The organism is Planctopirus sp. SH287 (genome assembly GCF_056500625.1).
The window spans coordinates 1,852,586-1,877,498 of sequence record NZ_CM151403.1 but is presented as its reverse complement, the minus strand read 5'-3'; the positions used below and the strand labels follow the sequence as shown (position 1 = coordinate 1,877,498).

The following is a 24,913-nucleotide window of genomic DNA, read 5'->3' as shown; positions in this document are numbered from 1 at the left end:
CATGGATACGCTTAAACAAGGAGACAAAGGGGGTAAAATGCGAGGTGGCCCAGTTTTTTCCAGCAAGAATCTGCCTGGCAGCCACTCAAAGAAGCCGCACGGGTTTTGTTTGCGTCACTGTATTTTATTCGCCAGAGGATTGTTCACTTCATTTGCTTCAAGCGTGTAGTTCTTAAGGTTTAACGTGTAATGGTTCTTAAAGTAGTCAGAAATCTCTCCTGAATAAGACCGATCCCACGTTCTGTCGGTGTGATGAGTCTGGCCGGCGGTCGCCTTTCGCAGCTCACCGCCATCAACAATGATTTCACCGGCTTTGAGGACATATCGCGGCACTTCAAACATTCGCCTCAAGTCGGTTTGCCGGGAATAAATGGTGATATCCGCATCAGCTCCTGGCCCCAGATGCCCTTTTGATGTCAGTCCCAGCATCCGCGCCGGAGCCGCCCGCGTGATGATGGCAATTTCTCTCAGTGTGTACTCCCTTTTCAACTCGCCCAGAATCGACTTTTTCCGGACAGTTTCAGGAAGTTCCGCTAGCATCTCGGCTCGCAAGGTCTCGCTCATCAGCAGGGCGATAATCTGCGGGTAGGCCAAAAACGAAGCCCCGTTGGGATGATCGGTACTCATGGCAATCCGCCACGGATCATTCATTAACAGATACCACTCCAGACCAATGGCCCATTGCAGAGCATGCACCGCGCTCTTGTTTCGATAAGTGATAGGGACGACGCCACAGCCACCTTCCACTTCACTGTCACCACTGAACCACCGGCGGCCGGTGAGCTTATGGAGGTAATACCCCACCTCGCTGTCCCCCGTCATGGAGACAGTGTCACCGAACATCACTTGCCCCACATCCACCGTCAGTTCTGGATGCTGCTGCACATATTCAACAAGCCGACTGGTTGCTGAACCAAACGTGGCTTGATCATTCGGTTCGCCGTCATAACTGTGATACTGGATGTGGGTCAGATGTCCGCGATGCCCCTCCAGCGACTTCATCGTTTCCAGAGTGGTTTTCCAGTTCCCGGGAATCCCCAGATGATTGCAGTGAATGTGGACAGGGTGCGGGAGTTGAAGCTGATCAGCAGCAGCAGCGAGGTGGCGCACAATAGCTCGCGCGGTGACCCGTTCATCACCAATCGGTTGATCCATGTCATCCAGTGGCTGCCGAGCACTTTTCCAATACTCAGCACCACCAGGATTCACAACTTTCACACCATAGCCATAAGTCGCTTCCAGCATCCAGGCGACGAATGCTGTCAATGCCTGGGAATTGCCTTTTCTAAGACACTCCAGAACAAAGCGGTTGTTTCCCAGCAGGGCATAGAACCCCTTGTCAAGAATTGGAACGTCTGCAAACTCGGCGTGTGTCGCCCGGGCATGGAGCGGAGGGATGGCGGCATCAAAAGCCGTAGTATAACCTAAGCCCGCATAGAGATACCCTGTGGCAAAACTGCTGGGAACTGGCCCGGCATTCCCCGCACGAAAGCCTTCACGTTGTGGTAACTGAGCGGCGGCTTGTGTCGCTCCCGGCAGCATTTTCCTTGCGGCATTGACCTTGTGCCCAGCGATATGGCAATGCATATCCACCCCGCCCGCCATGATCACACAGCCACTGGCATCGATGACTCGGCCAGCACTGATGGCGGGGTCAGCAGGAGCCACGATGACCTTGCCATTTTCAATCCAGAGATCTGCCTGGACTCCATCAAGACCATGAGCGGGATCATAGATTTCTCCATGGCGAATCACGGTGCGTGAGATCGTCATTGCCACATCTGCTCCCAGCCTATTTTTAATTCCCACGACTCACTTTTGGGTCGACAGGGTTTCTCAACAGCATTTCCCTTGAGCATAGTCGCTTCGGAGAAATGGCGGCAGAGAAACGGTAGAGGCCACTCCATTTTTGAGAGCAACATTGTCAACGTCGGGACATGATTTCTAATTTGTCAGTGTGACATCCAGCTTCTCTCGTTGGCTCTTTGATTCTCAGGCAGATGAATTGGCGGGGCAACTTAGTTAGTATCTTGTTGAAATCAAACACAACGTGCTTGAAGGGGAATCGGGTGGCCACAGAGAAGCGGGATTTCGACGACTTCCTTGAAAAGTTTCGCAAACATCGCGAACTGATGCAGGAAGAACTGAGTAAAATCATCGTTGGCCAGAAACCCGTGATTGAGCAGATTTTCGCTGCCATCTTTACCGGTGGGCATTGCCTTCTCGAAGGGGTGCCCGGCTTGGCGAAGACGCTCACGGTGGCGACCATCGCGCAGATTCTTGATGTTCACTTCAAACGCGTTCAGTTCACCCCTGACTTGATGCCCTCGGATATCACGGGAACTAACGTTCTTGATGAAAATGAGAGCGGACGCCGCGAATTTCGATTTGTGGAAGGGCCAGTCTTTACCAATGTGCTGCTGGCAGACGAAATCAACCGCACGCCGCCCAAGACACAAGCTGCGCTGCTCCAGGCCATGCAGGAACGGGAAGTCACGGTCGGGCAAACCACTTATCGTCTCCCGGAGCCATTCTTCGTCATCGCGACACAAAACCCGATTGAGCAGGAAGGAACGTACCCGCTTCCTGAAGCGCAGCTTGACCGTTTCATGTTCAACGTGGTGGTGGATTACCCCAATCTCAGTGAAGAAGAGGAAATTCTCACGGCCACCACACGCGGGGAAAAACCCGAGATTCGCAAAGTGCTCTCAGCCAAGTCGATTTTGTTTCTGCAAAAACAGGTGAGCATGATCGAAATTGGCCCCATGACAGTGAACTACGTGGCTCGACTTGTTCGCGCCACCAGGCCGCGAGACGATACGGCTCCAAAGTTTGTCAAAGAGTTGGTCGATTGGGGAGCAGGCCCGCGCGCGGGACAATTTCTGATTGCCGGGGCAAAAGCCATGGCTGCTATGGATGGTCGCCCCAGTGTCTCACTGGAAGACATTCACCGCGTGGCAATCCCGGTTCTTAGACACCGCATTTCGACCAATTTTCAGGCTCAAGCGGAAGGCCTCACCCGGGAAGCGATTATCTCCAAGCTGCTGGATGCCGTCCCGGAACCGACCGTCAAAAAATATACTTAAGGGAAGAAATGCGCCTGACAATGTCAGAAGTCATTCACCGACTTTTGTCATGACGAGTGAAGAATCACTAATGACAGCTAACGGCATCCAGGTGGCGGAAATCACTTCGCTGGAATAGTTTCGTTGGAACAGTCTGGAAGAGATGCCCGCGCGGGGAGGTTTTTGCCCTTGAACTCTGCAGAGCAGTATTTGAACCCTGCCGTTGTCCGCACGGTCTCGCGACTTGATTTGCGGGCACGATTTATTGTTCAAGGCTTCCTTCAAGGGTTGCATGCCAGCCCATTTCATGGTTTCAGTGTCGAATTCAGCGAACATCGCCGCTACACCCAGGGAGATGACCCTAAGGACATCGACTGGTTAGTCTTCGCAAAAACTGACCGATACTACGTCAAGAAATTTGAGGCTGAGACGAATATCTCGGGCATGCTGCTGATGGATCTGTCCGCCAGCATGGGCTACACCTTTCGGCAACAGCTGACGAAATTTGAATATGGCATCTGCCTCGCAGCTGCACTCAGTTACCTGATGATTCACCAGCAGGATCCCGTGGGCTTAATGACTTTTGGCTCGCGGATCAATGCCGCCCTTCCGCCTCGCAGTCGACGTTCTCAACTGGCTGAATTGCTGGGACTACTGGCCAAACTCAAACCGGAAGGCGAGACCGATTTTTCAGGCTCCATGAAGAGGGCTGCCGGGATGCTCAGGCACCGCCATCTGATCATGGTCGTCTCGGATCTGTTATCTGAACCGGAAGAGGTGATCAAAGGCTTGAGGCATTTGAAACATGGCGGCCATGATGTGATCCTCTTTCATGTCCTGGATGAGGCCGAAGTGACGTTTCCGTTCACTGGGGCCGCGCTCATGGAAGATCTGGAAAGTGATCAAACTCTGACAATCGACGCACAGGGCACGCGCCCTGCCTATCTGGAAGCATTAAAAATTTGGCGGGCAAATTTGGCCGCTGAATCATTGAAGTTGGGAGTCGATTACGTTCCGCTGGATACAAGTCTGCCATTTGACCGTGCCCTTGTCGAATACCTCTCGCAGCGCCGTGCGCGAGGTTAACGCTTCTTTTGAATGCGTTTTGAATATGGCATTTGAAAGTCGGATTGATGCGAAATGTTCTTGCGCTGATTCTCGCTGGTGGTAAAGGGACTCGCCTGGAGCCTTTGACTCGTGATCGAGCCAAGCCGGCTGTGCCGTTTGGTGGCGTCTATCGAATCATCGATTTTGCTCTCTCCAACTGTATCAACAGTGGATTGCGTAAAATTCTGGTCATGACTCAGTACAAAGCTGCCAGTCTGGATCGGCATATCAATCTTGGCTGGCGGTTTCTATGCCGGGAACTGGACGAGTTTGTCGATATTCTGCCGCCTCAGCAGCGAATTGATGAAAGCTGGTATCAAGGAACCGCTGACGCGGTCTATCAGAACATTTACTCCATCGAGAAAACACGGGCTGAGTATGTGCTGATTCTGGCTGGCGATCATATTTACAAGATGGATTATTCGCAGTTGATCGCTGACCACATCGTTTCCGGCGCAAAGGTCACGATTGCCTGCATTCCTGCCACATTAGAAGAAGGAAAACAATTCGGTGTGATGCAGGTCGACTCCAATCGTCGCGTGGTGGAATTTTCTGAGAAGCCGCCAGAACCCAAGCCGATGCCGGACGACTCAACCCGCTGCCTGGCATCGATGGGGATTTACGTCTTTAACGCCCAGTTCCTCTATGATGAATTGTGTCGAGACGCCACAGAACCCGGCAGCAATCATGACTTTGGGAAAGACATCATTCCCAACGCGATTCGAGATCACGTTGTCCGTGCCTGGCCGTTCCGCGATAAAAATACAGGCCAGTCGCTCTATTGGCGCGATGTGGGAACGCTGGATGCGTTTTACGAGGCCAACATGGATCTTGTGACGGTTCACCCGGAACTCAATCTTTACGATCACAACTGGCCCATGCGAACCTATCAGCCACAACTCCCACCACCAAAGTTCGTCTTTGCTGATGGCCACCTGACGCCTCCAAGGATTGGTCAGGCTCGCGATAGCATGATCTGCACCGGTTGTATTCTTTCCGGTGGTTCGGTAACGCGATCCGTCTTATCACCGCGAGTTCGCGTCAACAGTTACGCAACGGTTGAAGGTTCTATCCTCTTTGAGGGAGTCGATATTGGCCGCCATTGCCGCATCCGCAATGCCATTATTGACAAAGGGGTCAAAATTCCTGAAGGAGTCGAAATCGGCTACGACCTGGAAGCTGATCGCGAGAGAGGATTTACCGTGACCGAATCAGGCGTGAGTGTGCTGGGAATGGGATACGACTCTCTGTTGATCAACGACTGGCCGATTGATTAACGGCAATACCGACAGGAAGCAGTTTCATCGCTGACATTGGTTTATGTCCAGAGCGAAAACCCGCCTTGCCTTGGCTCGTCATCATCATGCACACTCAATCGGCTGGCGCGGTTGGCACGAAGGTGAACCGGTGGCGGGGTGACATTGGTGTTCACACCTGACAGCTTTTCACCAAGCAGATTCCAGGTCTCCTGATGGATTTCCAGTATTCTCAACGCATTGGAAACGGCTTCCAGATTCCGCTCCACATCGGCGATGACCAATTGTCTGTAGATGAATGTAAAGAGCGACTTTTGTCTGGCTCCCAGTTCGGGGGCTTCCTCTTCACGAACTCCGTCCATCAGTTCGGCGACACATTCACGGGCTTTGGAAAGCGCGACCAGCACAACATTCCGATCCGGTGAATTCCAATGGTCTCGTGCCAGCCGGGAATTACGAACAGCCGCATCCACGACCAGTTTGTGCAATTGATAAGGAGAGGCTGTCTCGATTTGCGAGAGCAGGTATTCATCGTTGTGAAACGTCACTTCTATTTCCCGATCACCTGATGGAGCGGCGTCAGCATCTGGAAATGGTCTCAGTGCACTTCAGCTTGGTACTTTTGCTGGCGATCCCTCATTAATGGAGTGTTCGCCAGCAAAAGTACCAAGCCCACAGTCGGAGACCCTGCCAACGAATCGTCAACCAGAGGACAGTCCCCTTGATCTTTTCAACGCTCGCATCGTCACTGCCACGACCGGAACAACTTATCATCAAGACGCGATAAGATGCTGAGTAACGAAGGCTCACCGAATCGAAAAATCCGGAATTTAACGATTACTGCTCTGCTGCTGAGTCAGCGCCGTCAGGGCACTCCCCTGGCTTTGGAGAGTATTGAGAATCGTTTCCATCTGACTGAATTGCAAAGTCAAACGCTGACGACGCACAGTCAGACGCGTATCAATCCGCCCCACTTGAGCCGTGATAGTTGCCGCAGTTGATTCCAGTGACTTGGTTGTAGTTGTGAGAGCACCGTCGATGGAATCGGTCATGGACTTGGTGAAGGCCTCAAGCTGCTTGCCCAACCCTGTATCAGTTGTGGTAAAGAAGGCGGCCACACTGTCGGGTGATGCCGTTAACGCATCATTCAACTTCGTGGCATCCAGTTGAAGCTGACCTCCCGTCGTCACCGTGACTCCCAGGTCGGAAAGAGATCGAATATCTCCCGTCGCTCCTGAATTTCGATAATTGGCGATCGAAGACAGGCTCGACTGCATTCTCAGGGCGGACGCTTCCCCCTGGAGAATCGACCGTGTGTTGGTCGCTGTATTGAACGCTGTCAATGAACTGACGGTCGATAAGACGGTGTTATAGTTCGTGACAAACTCTGTCACGATTTGTGAAATCGCCGAGTTGTTTCTCGCCACAGTGACCGATGTTGGTGCGGCTCCCAGCCCTTTAATCGTCACATCGACCGAGGCGACAGTGTTATTAAAAACGTTCGTCGATGATGTCAAAAAATACGACGTGGAGTTGGTGTTTCCGACACGCAGAACAGCATCCTGGCCAACAGCTGGGCCGGAAAAATCGAAGAGGTTGTCAGGGTCTTCAATCTGAAAATCGCCACGTGAACCGCTGAACGTGGCATTAATACTGAGCTTATACGGACTGACCAGCGAGCCTGTATTCACGGCTGACCCGCGAACTCGTCCCCCCAGGGAATTCAGCTTGGTAATGACGCTGTTCAGCGTGTCGTCAGCCGCCACATTGACCGACAGCACACGCCGGGCATCGATCATCTGTTTGCCGGTTCCATCATCGACAGCAGTTCCAATCAGATTCAATTCCATCGCCGTCTTGCCGGACGTTTCCGACACAGAAAGTGTTCCGCTCCCACCGGCTTGGTCAACCAGTTCAATCCCATCACCTGAACGACTCAACTGAGCGACAACAGTCCCACCAGTCGCCTGGTTGATCGCATCAATCACATCACCAATCTTTCTGGTCGTTGAACTGACAGTCACAATGGATTGGCCACCGTTAGAATCGGTGATGCGAAACGATCCCGTAGGAACAGAAACTCCAGCCGTCGAATACGTGGAAAGCAGCGTCGCCTCGTTGATATTTCGCTGTTTCAGTGATCCTGAAGAAACGGAATTTGAACTGCCGTCAAATTCTAATCCCAGATCAGCAGCGATCGTGCTGCCGCCTACATCGGTGATGATCAGGTTTGAACTCGTACTCCCTGACGTGTCTGTCAGAGTGATGCCCGTTCTCTGGGTATTGACTTCAGCCCGGAGAGACAATTTGTCTCCACCAGGAGTGGTCGCTGAATTAATGGCCTCTAAAACCTCTTCAAGAGTTTCAGCGGTGGTTAAATCAATCTGAGAAGTTCTTCCTGAACGATCAGTCAGTTCGAGAATTCCCTGGGCATCAATCCCCTGACCTCCATTCAGGTTTTTCAGAAGGACTGTCCCCAAGCCAGCTGCAAGCTTTGACCCTGTCAGTACGCCGGAGTTTGTCGCAGTCTTCAGACCAAGAACGTCCGTGGCATTAGATGAATTCAGGTTGGTGGCAATTAGCGAACCGCTGCCGGATGTCTGGTCAGACAACACCAGACGGCCATTCTGAAGGCTCGCTGACACTTTCCCTTCGTTGTCTGAGTCTTCATTGATGCGGGTCACGATATCGCCAATCGTCGCAACCCCATCAAAATTCACATCAAGCTGTGAACCATCAGCCAGTGTGAGTCGAAGATCATCGACACTGTCCTTTTGATAGAGACCATTACCGTCATTAAGAAGGCCTAGAGAAAAATTCTCAGTCACTTCAAACAAACTGGCTCCCGTGAGCGATGAACCAGTCGCGGTTCCAGCAATTCCGAGGTTGGCAGCTGTTTTCCCCCCGGAAATTTCGGAGATGCTCAGCGTGCCACTACTCTGAGTCTGGTCGTCAATCACGAGACGATTCTGGCTAATCCGAGCGGTCACATTCACATCACTGGAGTCATTGATTGTCCTGACCACATCTTCAATCGTGACAGCACGGGAGAGATCAATTGTTGCCGTGGAGCCAGAACGATCGGTGACACGGATACTGCCCCGCGACACACCAACTCCACCATTTAATAACTCCAGTCGCGTTTCATTCAGAAGTTTACCAGGAGAGGAGACAGTGACCGTACCAGCTTTGCCAACTGTCTGTGTGTCAGCGTTCGCAAAACCACGTGACGTCGTCTGAGCAAAACTGGATTCGCGAATCGCCTGCATCTGGTAGTTGCCAGCCAACGCTCCCGATCGAGTCGCCACTGACAACTGTGCAGAATCCGCAACGGACGCGCTGGTTCCGCGAAAAGTCGAGGCAGTCGCCAGCTTGCTGACAGAAGCCTGCAAATTGAGAAGTGTGGCTGAAAGCTGAGTGAATGCCGCCTGCTTGGACTGAACATTCTTCAGCTTGGATTCGAGACGGGCCGCGGGCGCTCGTTCGGCATTAATGATAGCATCAATTAAAGCGGCATGATCAATACCGCTGATTAATCCGACTCCCGTGGTGATGCCGGTCATAATCTCACCTGCAACAGACTCGGCCCGGAATATCTAAAAATCAAAGAGCAGCCAGGAACTGCCTCAACCTTTCGATATTCATCTCAACTCATAGGGAAATACACCCCCTCATCGGATAGCCCCTGATTTCGACATCACAAGAAATCGGCATTTGGATCAATTCCACAGAAACCACGACGAATAAACAGTTTACGTAAAATGGGTTAAAGTGAAGCGACTTATAAAAAAAAGGAGTCTTCAACAGAATATTCATAAGGAATAGGTGTTTCCTCTTGACGGTTTGGCGACAGTTGGGTTCAATCAGGGTGGGTTAAGTGAAGTTCATATTTCTCGGCTGGGGTTCGTAGGGTTGCGAATTCGAGAAGTGTGATTCTTCAAAATGGAGAAGTCTTCTTGGGCGACAAATGTCTCCTGATGAACAATTTCTCTTTGCATGGTGTGTGACTCGGATTGCAAGGCACGGATGGGGATCTGCTGCATTGCATTAAGAGAAATGTCGCAAGCGACAGCCTGATTTTGCAGTTTCCGTGGCATTCGGTCGATATGACCTCCATGGGAAGCTGATAGTCAAGTTGTGGTAGACTGATCGTTTGCTGGAAGCAATCACTCAGTTTAACGCGGCTTTCCCAATTCTGATCCTTGGAGTGACTTTTTCACTTAAGGAATCGGCAAGCCAGTCGGCGATGGAATGTCCGGCAGGTTCTGAGGGCTGCTATGATGGCAGGCAAATACGACTCAACAAATAAATCACCTCGGATCGTGGTGACGGGCGTTGGAATTGTGTCTCCCATTGGCATTGGGAAAGATGCGTTCTGGCAAAGCCTTAGCACAGGTGTGTGCGGCATCCGCCCGGCAACTAGCAAGATGGGTGGCTCCGAGACGACACGTCTGGGAGCACAAATCAACGGGTTTGACCCGCTGGAACACATCTACCAGAAAAAATTCATCAAAGTCATGCCACGAGAAGTGCAACTCGGCGTGGCCTCTGCTTCGATGGCCATGCGGGATGCCGGAATCACTCTTGGTAGCATCGACCCTTATCGCCTGGGTGTGGAATTCGGCGCCAGCCACATTTCGACAACCGCTGAGGATCTGCTGGATGCAGCCAGAGGCTTAAAGTCAGTCGTTGACCCGGCTTTCTTCGCAACGAGCTTCGGCTCTGAAAATATGGATCAGATCGGCCCCTTGTGGCTCATTAAGCAATTGCCCAATATGCCAGCATGTCATGTGGCTATGGAACATGACGCTCGTGGACCAAACAATACCATCACCAGTTCCGAGTCATCAGCACTGTTGGCATTGGCAGAGGCTGTTCGTGTTATTGAACGAGATGCCGCTGATGTCATGATTGTGGGAGCCAGCAGTTCTCATTTTCATCCTGTCGAATGGACTCGTGTTTCGACCTATGAATCATTAAGCCCAGAATTAGACCCTGACCATGCCTGCTGTCCCTTCGATTTGAATCGTTCAGGGACGGTCATGGGGGAAGGGGCTGGATCGTTTATCATTGAGCGATATGAGCATGCCATCGCTCGTGGCGCCACGATTTATGGCGAGATATTGGGTGTTGGTGCCGGATGCGATGGCTTTGGCGCTGAAAATCGTTCTCAAGGAACGGGCTTGGTTCGCGCCATTGAAAATGTCCTGAGAAGAAGCGATCTGACCCCTAAACACCTGGGCCATATCAACGCCCATGGTAAGGGAACACTGCTCGACGACATGACCGAAGCACGAGCTTATCACCGGGTTCTTGGATCTGTCGCTGAAAGTATTCCAGTGACTGCACTCAAGAGCTACTTTGGCCATTTTGATGCTGGTGCCGGAGCTGTGGAACTTGTGGGAAGTATCCTCGCTCTCCGACATCGCCTGATCCCCCACACTCTGAACTACCGGACTCCTGATCCTGAATGCACGCTTAAAGTCGTCCGTGGTGAGCCTCGTCGCATGACCAGCGATATCGCACTGAGTGTGAATCGTACGCGTATGGGACAGAGCGCAGCGGCCGTCATTCGTGCCATCTAAAAAACTCTAACAAAGCCTCTGATGCTACTGGATCTGAAGAAGCGTTTCGCATTTCCAAACAAGCACTACCGGTTTTGTCAGGGGTTCTCAATTTGCTCCCCATGAGTATCGATCTCTCTTCATCTGCGGCTCCCAAAAAACATCTGGCATTGGGGATCACCATGGGAGATCCCGCAGGCGTTGGCCCGGAGATTTGCCTGCGGTTGCTGGCTTCTCCAGAGATCACTGGGCTATGCCATCCCGTCGTTTTTGGGGATTTGGAGATCCTGAAAGTGGCCTCTCTGGCCATCAACCACCCTTTCCATACGCCGGCAGTTTCACTCGATGAATGGAATCAGTTGAGTGAAATAACGACACCACTCATTGTTGACTGTCGCTCAATCAGACTCAACGATTTCACGCCAGGGCAAATCAATCGACATACTGGCAGGGCAGGCTACTCTTATGTCGATGCAGCGATCACGGCAGCACAGGCCGGGCAGATCGTGGGTGTCACAACAGCCCCTCTTAATAAAGAGGCGTTACATCTGGCAGGAATCCCATTTCCTGGCCATACTGAGATTTTTGCCACTCGGACGCAATCAACGCGCTGGTGCATGATGCAATACTCGGAAGAGATTACATGCACCTTTGTAACTGTTCATTGCGGCTATCATGAAGTCCCCGCGCTACTCACCACAGCCCGTATTCTTGAGGTCATTGAATTAACCGCCACTGCGCTGGAACGCATTCGTCACCGTAAACCCCGGATTGCCGTCTGTGGACTGAACCCCCATGCCGGTGAACATGGATTGTTCGGACGTCGCGAAGAAGAACTGATTATCAAGCCAGCCATCATCCTGGCTCAAGAGCAGGGGATTGATGTCGAAGGGCCGCTGCCTCCTGATACGGCGTTTGTTCCCGCCAAACGCCGCACAACAGATGCCGTTGTCTGCATGTACCATGATCAGGGACATATTCCAGTGAAAGCCCTGGCATTTGACTCTGCCGTCAATACGACCTTGGGCCTACCAATGATTCGCACCAGTGTTGATCACGGCACCGCCCTCGACATTGCATGGAAAGGGTTGGCCAAACCCGACAGCTTGTTTGCTGCGACTCGATTGGCGCTCTTGTTGTCCACTGTTGATTGTTCACCTACAGTCTAAATACGTGAAGACAAAGACTCTTTGACACTCCTGGCAACTGGTGTTTGGATCGCGTCTTTTCACAGCCAAGACAGCCATGCAGGATTTTCTGGGGCGTTGTCATTCTGACGATCAAAATTGCAGAATCGCGGCGCATTCTTTGAATGCCATCGATTGAAATTCACCGTTTTCAGCATAAAAACGCCAGAAGTCCTGCATTTTTTGCCAGTGGCACGGATTGTGCCTTTGAGTCGCATGGGGATCGCAGCGAAGGCCGACAGCGCGAAGTGTCTCTGTGTTGGAGACCCTTCCGGACAGGGCTGTCGGCCTTCGCTGTTTCTTTGATCTGAATGATCGCTGGAGAATAGCCACCAGATCATCAGTCAGATAAGCAGTGTAGAGCGATCAATTCAGGTTAGCCTGAATCTCCAAACAACCAAGTGCATTGTCAAAGTATAAAACTCGGGTCTCTTCTGTTGTTAAGTCCGACAACGGAGGACTTTGCGGCGACATCAACCCTAAGACAAAGCCGTGACACGGCACAAGTTTGCCTTCAATTGATTTCAGCCGTTTCACAACATTTCATCATCTTTTTCCAATGCACCAAGATTTTTCCAAACGAAAGTGAAAGTTCTGGATCAACTTGTGGTATTGCGTTAGTGTCTACTGAAGACTTCCCGTGAGGTGACTGACCATTCGATTGGTCACCACCCGTTAATGGTCAACTTGAAGCAAATGGAGTGAATGGATGAAAAAGTTTTTCTCGACAATGGCCTTGGCCGCTTCTGTGGTTGCCAGTTCAGTTTCTGGTTCGTTCGCTCAGGCCGCTGAAGTTGAATCAGGCCTGTCAGCCGGTCAACGCGTTCCAGCCTTCTATGTGCATGATGTCACTGGCCCACAAAAAGGTGAAGATCTTTGCTACCGCTGCCGTTTCGGCAACCAGCCTGTGATTTCGATCTTCACCAAGGAAGTCGACGATAACGTCGCCAAGCTGACCAAAGCTGTCGATGGTGTAATTGCTCAGAACCGCGATGCCAAAATGGCGGGCTTTCTCGTGCTGACCAGCGATTCGCCCACATCCGCTGAAGCCAAGCTCAGCGAAGTGGCCATCAAGCATTCCATCAAGCAGGTGCCTCTGACCACGTTTGAAGGCGCCGCTGGCCCTAAGAGCTATAAGATCAATCCTGAAGCCGAAGTCACGGTCATGATGTGGGTCGAAGGTAAAGTTAAGGTCAATAAGGGTTATGCCGCCAAGGATCTGACCGACGCCACCATCGCTTCCATCACCAAGGATGCCTCGAAGATCCTCGAATAGTTCAGTATCATCACGACTCGTTGATGACATGAGACCTCGTGTGGAGTTAGACTCTGCACGAGGTTTTTTTGTGTGACAACAAAGCCTGAAAATGATCAAGCAGGGAATACAGCCTCAGATCCAAGCACGTAAAGATTAGCACCATGTCAGGGATAAATGAGATGACAGCAACCTCGCGAAGAGACTGGTTGACACAAGCTTCTACCCTGGTTGCAGCGACTGGTATGGCTGGGGCTTCGCTGGTTGCTCCGCTTTCCAGTGAATGTGTCGCTCAGTCATCGCCGCTCCCCTTAAAAGGAAATATCCATCACTCGCTGGTTCACTGGTGCTATAAGGAACATTGGAAAGATATCCACGAGTTCTGCCGGCAAGCCAAACTGCTGGGCGCAGAAAGTGTAGAGTTGATTGACCCGGTTCACTGGCCAGTCCTGAAATCTCATGGACTCAAGTGTGCGATTTCCAGCAGTCACGGGTTTGTCAAAGGGGTCAATAACCCGGCAAATCATCCAGAATGCCTCGCTATCCTGAAAAAGCGGATCGATCAGGCTGCTGAATTCGGCTGCCCCAGTGTGATCACTTTCACCGGCATGAGAAACACACCTGAGGGAAAGATCATCCCGGATGATGTGGGGCTGGAAAACTGTGTGAAAGCCTATAAAGAAATCGCGGGATATGCGGAAGAAAAAAAGGTGACGCTCTGCCTGGAGCATCTCAACAGCCGAGTCGCCACCCATCCGATGAAAGGGCATCCAGGCTACCAGGGAGACCACGTCGACTACTGTATTGAGATCCTCAAACAGGTTGGTTCACCTCGCGTGAAACTGCTGTTTGATATTTACCATGTCCAGATTATGGATGGTGATCTGATCTCGCGCATCAGGCAACATCGTGACTGGATCGGGCATGTTCATACAGCAGGGAACCCTGGCCGGGGCGAGTTACATATTTCTCAGGAAGTGAATTACCCACCTGTCATGCAGACTTTGGTGGATGTTGGCTACCAGGGGTTTGTGGGACATGAATTCATACCCACCATCGATCCTGCCATAGGACTTCACGAGGCGATCAGGATCTGTGATGTTTGATCGTCGTGTTTAACATCACAATACCAAGGCTTATTCGTCGTCGCCGTCGTCATATCCGCCCTGATGCTTCTGCTTCTTCTTCATATCACGGCGCTGACGTTTTGATAGCCCCTTGAGTTGCTGATGTCCTTCGTCAACCCGAGTGTAATCGTCTTCTTCACCTGATGAGTTACTGGGATCCTCTTCTGGTTCAGGCGGAGGTTGAATTTTGGATTTTCCGGATACCCCTTTGGACGGCTTTTCCTGGCGGCTCGCTGTTTGAACCGAAGAGTTATCAGGGCGCGTCAGTTCTTCCAGACGATCCCAATCTTCTTCATCCATCGCCTTCTGGATTTCCGCATCACGATCGAGTGGTTCATCTGCAGACGAATCGGCATCAGATGTGAAATCCGCAGCTTCATCTTCGGCGTACGAAGCTTCACTTCCCTCTTCTTCCAGCGACTCCAAAGCATCGTCATCATCGGAGACAATGGTTTTGGGTTTGGTCGTCCGTTTCCGGGTGGCCTTTTTACGTGTTGGTTTCTTGGGCGCATCTGTGGTTGCAGTTGCGGCCTTCTTACGTCCCCGTGTGGGCTTGGGGGGAGGTGTCGCTCGTTTCACACCCCACCAGCGCAATAGCTTCATACCTGCCAGCAAACGGGTGAGCCGGTTAAACCGGCGTTCTGTTGATGTGGGAGGATCAGCAGAGAAATAGACCACATGCCGTAAATGCAGCCAACTGGTCACAGCGACTGACGCAGCCGTCCAGACTCTGAGAATTGCCAGCGAAGTTTCTGCCCCCGAGTTCGTCACTCCAGATAAACTGGCCGAACGGTCAATCGCCAGACGGGCACAAAGGCAGATCACGACGAGTGAAACAGAAAGCCGTAAACTCCAGAGCGATAGCTGGCAACCTCGCATATCACGATCAAGATTCCGGACTAAAACCGCAGTGAAAAGCAGAGCCACACCCGTCCAGAGAACATTTGTTGCATTCCAGAACTGCCAGTGAGTCGCATCCAGGAGAATCTCTGCCATCGCCATGTGCATATCGAGTAAACGACAGGCCGCCACGGTCAAAGAAATGATCGCAACCCGGTACCAATAGCGATACTTTCCTTTAAAGTCGAGCAAACTTCGTGAGCGACACCAACCCACCAGCAGGGAAATCTGCCCGGCGACCATCCATCCTAACGATTCCAGAACAACAGCAAAAACAGGATCACTGGAACCAAAAAGACGACGTGTCATGGGATGGAGAAATTGGGGAAGTGACTGAGGTGATGCCAACAACCAACTGGAAATCGCTACCAGCAAGACAAATCCTGCCAGAGTCAACCACATGACCCAAGGGCGAATGGGCAGGCCGGGAACTTGATAAAGCGATCGGCCAGCCATAGATCGTTGCAAAAGTTCAGCGAGCGGAATTGACACATCGCCTGTAGAGCCACCGCCCGTACCGGCATCGTGACCGACAGCCATTCGCCGTCGGCGTCGATCACCTGCGGAGCGTACACCGGCAAACGACATGGAGTTTTCGCGTCGTGAAGAGAGGAAGGGTAGCTGACATCATCTAACGAAGGGTGCTCCATCACACCACCGGATGACTTTGCCATGCCCTGGTGTCGGATTGATCGACAAGGAAGACAGGAGGCTCTCAATCATTCTATTGTGAAAGGCGCGATCCACAAATCTTCACCAGCTTGACATCAAATTGATGGGAAAATCGCATGGGCCGCTCAGGTTACTGAAGGCAAAAAGCGCCGCATTTCAATAAATCCTGATTTTATATCAGCACATCGGCAGCCCCAGCTAAGTGCGTCAGAAACCCGATCATCCCAAACTCATCGCACCCACGACCACAAAAAACTTCAGGGCTGAAGATTCGGAATCCCCATCTGCCGACCATAAGCCAAGACCAGTTGATCAGGAGTAATGCCGAAGGTCAGTTCCAGCGCCTCCTGCCAGGAATATCCTTCCTTAATAGCCGTAATCAACCCGCGATAGGCGTTGGAATCAGTGGAAAGGAGGAATTGCGTCATGGTGGCGGCAACGCCGTATTGCCAGCTTTCCAACTGGCCTTCATCGAGGAAAAGCCCTCCCAGAGAACCCGTCGCGCGGATCATGGGTACGGCAACCGTCATGCGTGTAGAAATATGGTCACTTTGCGGAATAACAACCGAAGAGACCCATTCGGCAATCCCTTCGTTCATCCAGGCAGGAATACGACTGGATGAACGAATTCGATGAAGAAAGCCATGCGCCGTTTCGTGAACCAGCACGACGGCAAAGAACACCGGATCGTCTCCACGACCACAGACGGTCACCACTCGCCCGTCTGGCCATTGATGGCATAAGCCAGCAACTTGATCCGTGTCATTATTATTGAGATGCCTGGCTTCAAAACTACGGAAAGAATTGGGGTTAACAAAGACAATCACCGGACATTTCCCGACCCAGATATTTGTTCCTTGCGGCACGCTGAACAGGGTGCAGAGTTGGTCATACATGCGGTCAAGATTCGCAATGTAACCAGCCACCTGGGCCGGAGGCATATCCGTGAAAAACACGAAATACTGTGTTTCCACCTTACGGAAATGACTTTGTGGATTATCATCCTGAGCCTTTTTCATCAAACCTTGGTAGAAATCCATGGCTTGTGTGACGTTCTCAGGCGAAGGCTCATCCCAAAGTTGATCCCCTTTGGGTTTCAACCGCCGCAACGTGACAGCATCGCGCAGTTTCAGATCAAGCAATTGATAAGACTTGGTGGAAAGATCAAAGACCACTGAATATGCATTCTCAGCCGTCCTGATTTCTTGCATGGAAGCAGGGGCAATTTTTGACGGCACTCCTTTCATCGGCTTAAATAGAATCTGCTTGAAGGTATCTGGTCGATTTCCCAGTTGAAATTGTGTCACCTCCAAATCGGGATATGTCTTCCCGTTGGTGGTCTTAATGGTGATCACAGATCCTTCGCTAATCAGTGGGTTCTTTGCATCCAGATCCGCCACATAATCCCGCTCCAGCTTCATAATCGCACGCGGCACAGGTCTCACAGAAGAAATCTTTGGCGGGGCTGCTTCTGCCAATCGTCCCGTGTGAATCCATAAGACCAATGCCAAAACGGCGACGACAGCAATGCCAATTTGCTGTGATGACTCCCTGCGACCACAACCTGCCCAGCCAAAGTGCAGACAGCGGAATCTTTTGCATCGGGCTAAATGATCGTCCTGCCACATAAATCAACCTCTGAAGCTTGAGAAAATTTTGCAGGAAGCTGGTGAAAACAATGCAAACACAAAGGGGCCCCTGAGCAATTTTGCGCCGCTTCATTTTGCCCGAGGCCAGGAAGGGGTCAAGAGTCAAAACGTGAGTGCTTCGCTTCAATTCATGAGAGATGATATCCTTCATCCTTCGGGAAAGGCTCCATAAACAGTGACTGTCAGAGGAAATTCCGGAACACATGGCCAAGGATCTGAAGTCTTCTGATCCCAGTGAAGTGCGCATTCGCGTACTGATTGTGGATAACGATGAGGCCCATGCTCAGGCGGTTGCAGACAGCCTGATTCGCGTGGGCTATGAATGTACGGTGGCTTCTGCGGGGGCGGAATCCGGTCAGAAAGCGCTGTCGTTGATTGAAGTCGAGAACTTCGATGTGATCATTACCGAACTCATGATGGACGAGGTCGATGGTCTTGAAATCCTGCGACGATCCAAGGCCGAACTACCGGACGCCGAAGTGATTCTGCTGACCGGACACGCGTCTATTAAATCAGCTCTGACTGCGGGACAGCACGGCGCCCATACCTATCTGACAAAGCCACTGGATATCAGCGAATTGCGACAGGCAGTCGATCGTGCCAGTTCCAAAGTGCGACTCTTGCGAAAGACCTTTGAACTCAGTCGACGACTGGACGAAAAGTTTGGCTTTGAAGGGGTGATTGGCAACAGCCCCTCCATGCACCGGTTGATTGAAAAACTGCGAAGTGTCGCTCCCACGGATAGCACCGTTCTCATTCAGGGCGAGAGCGGAACCGGGAAAGAACTTGTCGCCAGAGCACTGCATCAAAATAGTGAACGTAAAAACAAGCCTTTTGTTCCACTCAATATCTCGGCGTTGCCCGAAAGTATTCTGGAAAGTGAGCTGTTTGGCCACGAGGCAGGTGCCTTCACCGGAGCGGCCACCAAGCGAATTGGCAAATTTGAATATGCCAACGGCGGAACGCTCTTTCTTGACGAAGTGGGTGAAATGCCCATGTCGACACAGATCAAACTGCTACGCGTCCTTGAAGAACGCAAGATTACGCGACTGGGTGCCAACGACGAACTGTCCATCAATGTACGTCTCGTGGCGGCCACTAACGCGGACTTACAGGACATGGTCAAGAAAGGGACATTCCGTAAGGATCTCTATTTTCGATTATCGGTCATCACGATTGTGCTTCCTCCATTAAGTGACCGGCGCACGGACATTCCGTTTTTGATCGATCATTTTCTCAAACAGTTTTCTGAACGTAACAAAAAGCCCATCCCCATGATCACACGCCAGGTGCATCAGGCGCTGATGGCCTATTCGTGGCCGGGGAATATTCGCGAGCTTCGCAACGTCGTCGAAGGGATGATGGTGCTGGATATCGATGGCAAACTTGACACCGATGATCTGCCTGAAGGGATTCGTGATCCCGGCATTGAGTCTGGTGAGCAGGAAACCAGTCCCCATCGTTCTGGAAGCGATGGCTTAATCGGGCGATCCCTCAATGACGTAGAAAAATATTATATTGAACGAGCACTAGAACTCGCCGATGGGAAACGCGATGAAGCAGCCAATCTCCTGGGGATCGGTGAGCGCACACTCTACCGGAAAATCAAGGAATTCGGGCTTTAAGTCTCTCATCGAACCGACTGTGACGGCATGAAAGAACTCACGGCTGAATTCATGGCTTCTCTTGAGTATTAAGAATAATTGCCCTCTGTGAACCTGCCGGAAATTCGACTGTCGTATTGAGTGATCTTCAACAATTCACTCGCGCCATCATCGATTGTGCCGTGTCACGGCTTTGTCTTAGGGTTGATGTCGCTGCAACGTCCTCCGTTGTCGGACTTAACAACAAAAGAAACCCGAATTTTATACTTTGACAATGCAGTAGTGATTCATTCAAGAAAGACCGCTGTGACGATTTCTGCGATCAATGATGCTGCCAGCCATGAATTCCCTGGTGACTTCTTTTCGGAAGAAGAAATCAACCAGTTCCATGAACGGGGCTTTGTCGTTGTGCGAGGGTTGGGAACGAGCGAAACTCTCCGGCGCATGATGGCAATTGTCCGCCGAGGTCTTGCGGAACATATCGCACCAGTGGAGTACGAAGCGGAGTTGCAGTATCCAGGCGCTCCGGTCTCGTTTGAAGCGGAGGGTGGGCGAACCATCCGTCGGCTCAAGCAGGCTCTGACCCGCGATTATGTCTTTACCGAATGGCTGGGACAGACCGCCCTGGTGCGACGGCTTCAGCAATTGTTAGGGCCTCGTGTCGTGTGCCCTCTGGCTCACCATAACTGCATCATGACCAAGGAACCGGCTTACAGCAGTGAAACCGGTTGGCACCAGGACATTCGGTACTGGAGCTATACGAAGCCTGATCTGGTCAATGTCTGGCTGGCACTGGGTTCTGAAACAAGAGCCAACGGTTGCCTGCAAATGATTCCCGGTTCACACAGGGAAAAACTGAGTCGCGACCGACTCGACGACGCACTTTTCTTCCGCAGTGATCTCCCGGAAAACGCGGAATGGATCGACAAAAGGGAGTACATTGAACTGGAACCGGGCGATGTTGTGTTCTTCCATTGCCTCGCGCTCCATGCCGCTGACAGCAACACCACTCAGGATACGAAAATCTCTGTTGTCTTCACATTCCGTGGAGGGGACAACCATCCCGTGGCGGGAAGTCGGTCGGCATCCATGCCGGAATTGCTGCTAACCCCGTCTATTACGACATAACTGCCAACACACTGCACTCCACTGAAGGGCAGTTCGCGGATCGCACTGTCACCCCAACAGCATGAGCACCCAATCGTAAATGGTTGCTGGAATCTCAGTTTTCAATGAGTTGACTGGCAATCCGCAATTTTGCGAAACGCTCGCCGCGGGTGTTGTAAAAGTAGAGGTCATTGTTGTCGGCGGCCCAGACAGCATTGAGCCGGACATTACGCGGCCCTTGCAGCATGAACTGAAGCCCGCAAAGTTCACCATTTCTCATGATGCGCGATTCCGAGAGTTGAAACTGCTCGGTCAGCAGATTCTCGAACGCACAGAGTTCCTGATGAACGAAGGTTCGCAGGTCTTCTAACGACCTGACAGAAGAAATGTCACGCACGATGGTTTGCTTCCCAACGCTGATGCGAGTCGACCATGAACTCCTGACAAAACCGCTGGTGCATCTTTGGAAATGCGGACGACGTCGTTAATTCCAGCGACATCAGAGGTTTTGTAAGAGTCTGTAAAGAAATCCAGGTCAGTGCCGTGTCACGGCTTTATCTTGGGGTTGATGTCGCCGCAACGTCCTCCGTTGTCGGACTTGACTGCCTGTTTAACCTCGAATTTTAAACTTTGACAATGCATTAGGTCATTTTGGCCGGCAGCCCAGACCTTGATCTACCAACTTGAAAATCAAAAACGTGGAGAATCGTCTCTCTGAAATCCCCCCTGTCCGCCGTGACATTCGTTGTCATCGGCAAGCAGGGGGTTCTGAGGAAATGCGATCCCTAATACGCCATGCAACTGTTGGATGCGACAAAAGTTGCCGCACCCCACAGTTCCACATGGTCATCAACCACCAGTTGGCGAGAAATGTTCCCTATTGACGATTTTCTTCAGGACGCCTTTGACTACCGCCACGTTAGTGAATGAACTCACTCTGGAGGGTGGTCAAATCAGGCGTGAACGCCTAGCTCGGCATCCGATATTAATCGCGTTCTGGCTGCGTAAAAAACCATTCGTCCCAAGACAAATGGCGCACATACGCAGCCACACCGACCCGGAAACGGGTCTATAGCGGACTTGCGCCATTCACCGGCCTGGTTGCAGAAGCCGGAGTGACTTCCACAGTTCGCTTGGCCATTTCAATATCTGGTCGAACCGATTCCTGGAGACGCCCCTTAAATGCTCCCACGCCTACCATGCCCACAATCCGATCTTCGATGGTCAGGTCAGGTGCCACCACCAGGCAAGTCGGAAGTCCTTTGACTCCGAAAGAACCTACCAGCTCGCGGTGAGCATCGGCATCAAGTTGCACTGCGATAAAGTTCTGGTTGATCATCTGATGCACTTGGGGATGGTTCAGCGTCTGCTGTTCCAGAGTACGGCAGGCTAGACACCACTTGGCTGAGAATGTCACCAGCATCGGCTTGCCAGTCGTTTTAGACTCTTCCCACGCCTTGCGGTAAGACGTACGCCAGACAATTCCATTGGGGGAAGGGGAGGTTGCTCCCGCTTGAGTTGGAGACGTCCCCCCTTGTTCGGCTCCTGAAAGCTCAATCACAAAACTGAGCATGAAAACTGCGGTCACAAAAGACAAGCACATCCTGCGCAAATCAAACACCATTCGTCGTTCACTCCCTGAGGGCTTCCCTTCCTTTTGCCGATGATCAACCGATGGTGACAACCAAGAGAGGCCATAAAGCCAACGGAACCGGCAAAGGTTTCCTAAACTGCCCGAGAAGACTAAGCAAAAGTGCCACTGGACTCCATCCAAATGGCAAAAATTGCCGCAAATTCCGCCAACTTAGGGAGCATGCAAAGCATGAGGGGCTTTTCCCGCGATGGGGAAATTTGAAGATGGGAGGCATACCCTACACAGGAAGTCTGGGGCATCACACAGGTATGTCTACTGTGGCAAATAAAGGCTTCTTAAATCTCACAGCTTAAATCTCACAGTCACCGCTCTAAGCCGCCAGCCTTCAAGATCAGGAGCGAGAGGATAAAGACAGAGAGAGACGAGTAAACCCTTCTTCCATGGAAATCTGGGGGAAGTAATTCAAATCTCGCTGAATCTTCTTTGGGCAATACCAGTGGCTGGTAGAGAGTTGACTGGCAACGAAACGAGTCATGGGTGGCTCTGCCGTCTTTCCCAAAACACTGTAGATCATTTCAAAAGTGACCCCAGCAGCCTTGGCGAAGGGAATCGGAATTGATCTTGTCGTCGGTTTAACGCCGCCGCACTGGAGGATTCGGTTCAACAATGTCCAGAGTTCCCAAGGCTCCTGATTGGTGACGAAATAAGCCTCACCCGCACCCCGTCCTGCAGCCAATGCCTCCATCGCAAGCACATGAGCAGCAGCAGCGTTATCGATATACACGGCATCCACCAGGCACTGTTTGTTACCAAGTTGGCGAAGTTTTCCCTGGCGCCCCCGTTCCAGTACACGAGGAATCAAATGCGGGTCGCCCGGCCCCCAGATCAGGTGCGGCCTGAGTGCGATCGTCTGTAAGGATTCGCTATTGGCAGCCAGAACCCGCCGCTCAGCATCAGCTTTGGTTGCCGGGTAATGAGCGAGATATTTTGCGGGATAAGGAGCGGACTCATCCATTCCCACCTGGTCACTGCCATCAAACACAACACTGGGCGAGCTAGTGAAGATCAAGCGTTTAACGTTGGCTCGACGACAGGCATCGATCACTGCCTGCGTTCCCTGAACATTCACTCGGAAATAATCCAGCCACGAACCCCATACTCCCGCTTTGGCTGCCACATGAAAAACGGTCTCGCATCCTTCTATCGCAGTATCGATAGCCGCGACATCATTGATCGATCCCCGATGACACGTCACACCGGCAGCGGCCAACTCAGGGTAATCTCCCCGCTGCAAACTGATCACCTGGTGCCCCTTGGCAACCAACTGATGGGTAATAGCGCCACCAAGGAACCCGCCGGCTCCCGTCACGAGAATCCGGTGAGAATCCGCTGGCGCAAGCATGTCAGTCATGGTGTTCATCAGTTGGCTGGAGAGAGGCGCATCAATGGTGACGAATCAACTGGGCGATGCCCAAAGGCGGCTACCGCAAAGAAATCACATGCTGGCTTAACCGCTCGTAACCCGTTTCTGTAATCAAGTAGTTATGCTCGATGCGAATCCCGCCGACGCCAGGAACATATAGACCAGGCTCCAGAGTCACAACATCGCCTGCGAGAAGGACATCGGTACTATCTCGAACAAGAATCGGCGATTCCGGGTGAGCCAAACCAATCCCATGGCCAGCATGGTGGCCAAATCGATCTTTCAGGCCAGCTTCAATGATCGGTGCTTCGACAGCAGCAAACACATCCCTGGCCGGACAACCAGCCTTCAAGGTTTGTTCTCCGGCTTGTTGAGCAGCCATGACGATGTCGTAGAGTTTTTGCTGTTCAGCCGTAGGCTCAGAAACGCAGATCGTGTTCGTAAAGTCTGAGCGATACCCATCGAGACAGACGGAGTAGTCGAGGATATACATATCTCCCGGCTGCAAGGCATATGATGTCGGCAAGCCACCCGACTTGGGCGTCGCAGGTGTGGCTGCGCGAAAATCACCATAGACCAGTCCCGCGCGGCCAGCGTTAGAGAGGGCCGCCTCTTGGACTCCCAGATAAATCTCCAGTTCGGTACGTCCTGCCTGGACAAACTCTCGGGCAAAGGCATGGCCTGCATCACAGGCTTGCATGCACTTTTTCAACTGGGCGATTTCATCGGCATCTTTCTGACGTCGCAAAGTCCGAATGGTTGTTCCCAGATCGACAGGATCTTTAGCAGGAAGCCCGTCTCCAACTTCTCGGCTGATCGAGTGAGATTCACGATCCAACCCCAGAACTTCAAAAGCTCCGACAGGGAGCCACTCGGCTTCAACGGCTCCGACACGCCCATAGAGCTTGTCCGCAACCTGTTTGGCAGCAGCCAGAAGCGCATGATCACGGTTAATCACCGAATGCTGATGGTCATACCACTTGATCATAATTTCGTCGTCGACCACGGGATCCATGGCCCGCGAACGAAGCGTGAAGTTATCTCCCAGCAGTGTCGCTTTGCCAGATCGTTCCAGGAGCAGCCAAGCCCGTTCACCAGCCGAAAAACTCAGCGGGTTCACGGCAAAATTCGAGAGATATTGAACATGCCGAGGGTCAGCAATCAGAACCCACTCCATTCGACTGGGAAGTGCATTCCAGAGGCGGCGACGTCGTCCGAGAACACCTTCAGCAGTCAGCATGGTTTTTTCCTGAAAGTCCAGATATCGGGAGGAATGCAGCACAGTGAAACATGCCATCAAGTGACATGAGAAGACTGAGAACTCGTGAACATAACCACTGGTGCCTGCTGGAAAATGCCATGTGATTCACAAAATTCCAGCAGCAGCATGAAGTCTCGTGACT

The 24,913-nt window shown here is 51.9% G+C and carries 18 protein-coding genes; 9 read left to right on the top strand and 9 right to left on the bottom strand.

The window, feature by feature from the left end:
* Positions 1–114 precede the first annotated feature (114 nt).
* Positions 115–1,773 carry a formylmethanofuran dehydrogenase subunit A gene (locus SH287x_RS07050; protein ID WP_479517895.1) on the bottom strand — a complete coding sequence of 553 codons (1,659 nt, stop codon included), beginning with the start codon at positions 1,771–1,773 and terminating at the stop codon, positions 115–117.
* A gap of 296 nt (positions 1,774–2,069) precedes the next feature.
* On the opposite strand from SH287x_RS07050, the gene SH287x_RS07045 reads away from it, so the two are divergent.
* The 3 genes from SH287x_RS07045 (at position 2,070) to glgC (ending at position 5,449) form a co-directional block, all read left to right on the top strand.
* Complete coding sequence (locus tag SH287x_RS07045) at positions 2,070–3,086, top strand: AAA family ATPase (RefSeq protein ID WP_479517894.1); 1,017 nt, start codon at positions 2,070–2,072, stop codon at positions 3,084–3,086.
* 168 nt (positions 3,087–3,254) lie between these two features.
* Positions 3,255–4,151, top strand: coding sequence for a DUF58 domain-containing protein (locus tag SH287x_RS07040; protein WP_479517892.1), 897 nt, complete (start codon positions 3,255–3,257; stop codon positions 4,149–4,151).
* A gap of 47 nt (positions 4,152–4,198) precedes the next feature.
* Positions 4,199–5,449, top strand: coding sequence for a glucose-1-phosphate adenylyltransferase (glgC, locus tag SH287x_RS07035; protein ID WP_479517891.1), 1,251 nt, complete (start codon positions 4,199–4,201; stop codon positions 5,447–5,449).
* Positions 5,450–5,490: 41 nt separating this feature from the next.
* Here the strand turns inward: glgC and SH287x_RS07030 are convergent, their stop codons facing one another.
* Positions 5,491–5,976, bottom strand: a complete 486-nt coding sequence (locus tag SH287x_RS07030) for a flagellar export chaperone FliS (protein WP_479517890.1) — start codon at positions 5,974–5,976, stop codon at positions 5,491–5,493.
* A gap of 282 nt (positions 5,977–6,258) precedes the next feature.
* Positions 6,259–8,991: a flagellar filament capping protein FliD gene (fliD, locus tag SH287x_RS07025; RefSeq protein WP_479517889.1), complete on the bottom strand. Its 2,733-nt coding sequence runs from the start codon at positions 8,989–8,991 to the stop codon at positions 6,259–6,261.
* 714 nt (positions 8,992–9,705) lie between these two features.
* On the opposite strand from fliD, the gene SH287x_RS07020 reads away from it, so the two are divergent.
* The 4 genes from SH287x_RS07020 (at position 9,706) to SH287x_RS07005 (ending at position 14,540) form a co-directional block, all read left to right on the top strand.
* Positions 9,706–11,013 (top strand): beta-ketoacyl-[acyl-carrier-protein] synthase family protein, encoded by a 1,308-nt coding sequence (locus tag SH287x_RS07020; RefSeq protein ID WP_479517888.1) that lies wholly within the window; start codon positions 9,706–9,708, stop codon positions 11,011–11,013.
* A 101-nt stretch (positions 11,014–11,114) separates the two neighbouring features.
* Entirely contained in the window at positions 11,115–12,161 is a 1,047-nt protein-coding gene (gene pdxA, locus SH287x_RS07015) for a 4-hydroxythreonine-4-phosphate dehydrogenase PdxA (RefSeq protein WP_479517887.1), read from the top strand.
* 727 nt (positions 12,162–12,888) lie between these two features.
* Positions 12,889–13,455 carry a hypothetical protein gene (locus tag SH287x_RS07010; protein WP_479517886.1) on the top strand — a complete coding sequence of 189 codons (567 nt, stop codon included), beginning with the start codon at positions 12,889–12,891 and terminating at the stop codon, positions 13,453–13,455.
* Between the two features lie 161 nt (positions 13,456–13,616).
* The gene (locus tag SH287x_RS07005) at positions 13,617–14,540 is read left to right on the top strand and encodes a hydroxypyruvate isomerase family protein (protein WP_479517885.1); all 924 of its coding nucleotides are present in this window, start codon (positions 13,617–13,619) and stop codon (positions 14,538–14,540) included.
* Between the two features lie 30 nt (positions 14,541–14,570).
* Here the strand turns inward: SH287x_RS07005 and SH287x_RS07000 are convergent, their stop codons facing one another.
* Together SH287x_RS07000 and SH287x_RS06995 are read right to left on the bottom strand one after the other, a co-directional pair.
* Positions 14,571–16,049 (bottom strand): hypothetical protein, encoded by a 1,479-nt coding sequence (locus SH287x_RS07000; RefSeq protein ID WP_479517883.1) that lies wholly within the window; start codon positions 16,047–16,049, stop codon positions 14,571–14,573.
* 341 nt (positions 16,050–16,390) lie between these two features.
* Positions 16,391–17,761 (bottom strand): hypothetical protein, encoded by a 1,371-nt coding sequence (locus SH287x_RS06995; RefSeq protein ID WP_479517882.1) that lies wholly within the window; start codon positions 17,759–17,761, stop codon positions 16,391–16,393.
* Between the two features lie 224 nt (positions 17,762–17,985).
* Here SH287x_RS06995 and SH287x_RS06990 point away from each other — a divergent pair, with 224 nt between their 5' ends.
* Both SH287x_RS06990 and SH287x_RS06985 read left to right on the top strand, forming a co-directional pair.
* A complete protein-coding gene (locus SH287x_RS06990) occupies positions 17,986–19,407 on the top strand; it encodes a sigma-54-dependent transcriptional regulator (protein WP_479517881.1) in 1,422 nt (473 codons plus the stop codon).
* 285 nt (positions 19,408–19,692) lie between these two features.
* The gene (locus tag SH287x_RS06985; protein WP_479517879.1) at positions 19,693–20,514 is read left to right on the top strand and encodes a phytanoyl-CoA dioxygenase family protein; all 822 of its coding nucleotides are present in this window, start codon (positions 19,693–19,695) and stop codon (positions 20,512–20,514) included.
* A gap of 94 nt (positions 20,515–20,608) precedes the next feature.
* Here SH287x_RS06985 and SH287x_RS06980 read toward each other — a convergent pair whose 3' ends face one another.
* From SH287x_RS06980 to SH287x_RS06965, 4 genes are all read right to left on the bottom strand, one after another.
* Positions 20,609–20,890, bottom strand: a complete 282-nt coding sequence (locus SH287x_RS06980) for a hypothetical protein (protein WP_479517877.1) — start codon at positions 20,888–20,890, stop codon at positions 20,609–20,611.
* 672 nt (positions 20,891–21,562) lie between these two features.
* A complete protein-coding gene (locus SH287x_RS06975) occupies positions 21,563–22,081 on the bottom strand; it encodes a thioredoxin family protein (RefSeq protein WP_479517876.1) in 519 nt (172 codons plus the stop codon).
* A 397-nt stretch (positions 22,082–22,478) separates the two neighbouring features.
* Entirely contained in the window at positions 22,479–23,498 is a 1,020-nt protein-coding gene (locus SH287x_RS06970; RefSeq protein ID WP_479517875.1) for an NAD-dependent epimerase/dehydratase family protein, read from the bottom strand.
* A 70-nt stretch (positions 23,499–23,568) separates the two neighbouring features.
* Positions 23,569–24,750: a M24 family metallopeptidase gene (locus SH287x_RS06965; protein WP_479517873.1), complete on the bottom strand. Its 1,182-nt coding sequence runs from the start codon at positions 24,748–24,750 to the stop codon at positions 23,569–23,571.
* Positions 24,751–24,913: the final 163 nt, after the last annotated feature.

What these genes read in the sequence shown, in the direction of transcription:
- SH287x_RS07005 (WP_479517885.1), top strand. Translation starts at nt 13,617, where the DNA reads ATGACAGCAACCTCGCGAAGAGACTGGTTGACACAAGCTTCTACCCTG.
- fliD (WP_479517889.1), bottom strand. Translation starts at nt 8,991, where the DNA reads ATGACCGGCATCACCACGGGAGTCGGATTAATCAGCGGTATTGATCAT.
- SH287x_RS07000 (WP_479517883.1), bottom strand. Translation starts at nt 16,049, where the DNA reads ATGTCGTTTGCCGGTGTACGCTCCGCAGGTGATCGACGCCGACGGCGA.
- glgC (WP_479517891.1), top strand. Translation starts at nt 4,199, where the DNA reads ATGCGAAATGTTCTTGCGCTGATTCTCGCTGGTGGTAAAGGGACTCGC.
- SH287x_RS06990 (WP_479517881.1), top strand. Translation starts at nt 17,986, where the DNA reads ATGGCCAAGGATCTGAAGTCTTCTGATCCCAGTGAAGTGCGCATTCGC.
- SH287x_RS06995 (WP_479517882.1), bottom strand. Translation starts at nt 17,761, where the DNA reads ATGTGGCAGGACGATCATTTAGCCCGATGCAAAAGATTCCGCTGTCTG.
- SH287x_RS07050 (WP_479517895.1), bottom strand. Translation starts at nt 1,773, where the DNA reads ATGACGATCTCACGCACCGTGATTCGCCATGGAGAAATCTATGATCCC.
- pdxA (WP_479517887.1), top strand. Translation starts at nt 11,115, where the DNA reads ATGAGTATCGATCTCTCTTCATCTGCGGCTCCCAAAAAACATCTGGCA.
- SH287x_RS07020 (WP_479517888.1), top strand. Translation starts at nt 9,706, where the DNA reads ATGATGGCAGGCAAATACGACTCAACAAATAAATCACCTCGGATCGTG.
- SH287x_RS07010 (WP_479517886.1), top strand. Translation starts at nt 12,889, where the DNA reads ATGAAAAAGTTTTTCTCGACAATGGCCTTGGCCGCTTCTGTGGTTGCC.
- SH287x_RS06965 (WP_479517873.1), bottom strand. Translation starts at nt 24,750, where the DNA reads ATGCTGACTGCTGAAGGTGTTCTCGGACGACGTCGCCGCCTCTGGAAT.
- SH287x_RS06970 (WP_479517875.1), bottom strand. Translation starts at nt 23,498, where the DNA reads ATGACTGACATGCTTGCGCCAGCGGATTCTCACCGGATTCTCGTGACG.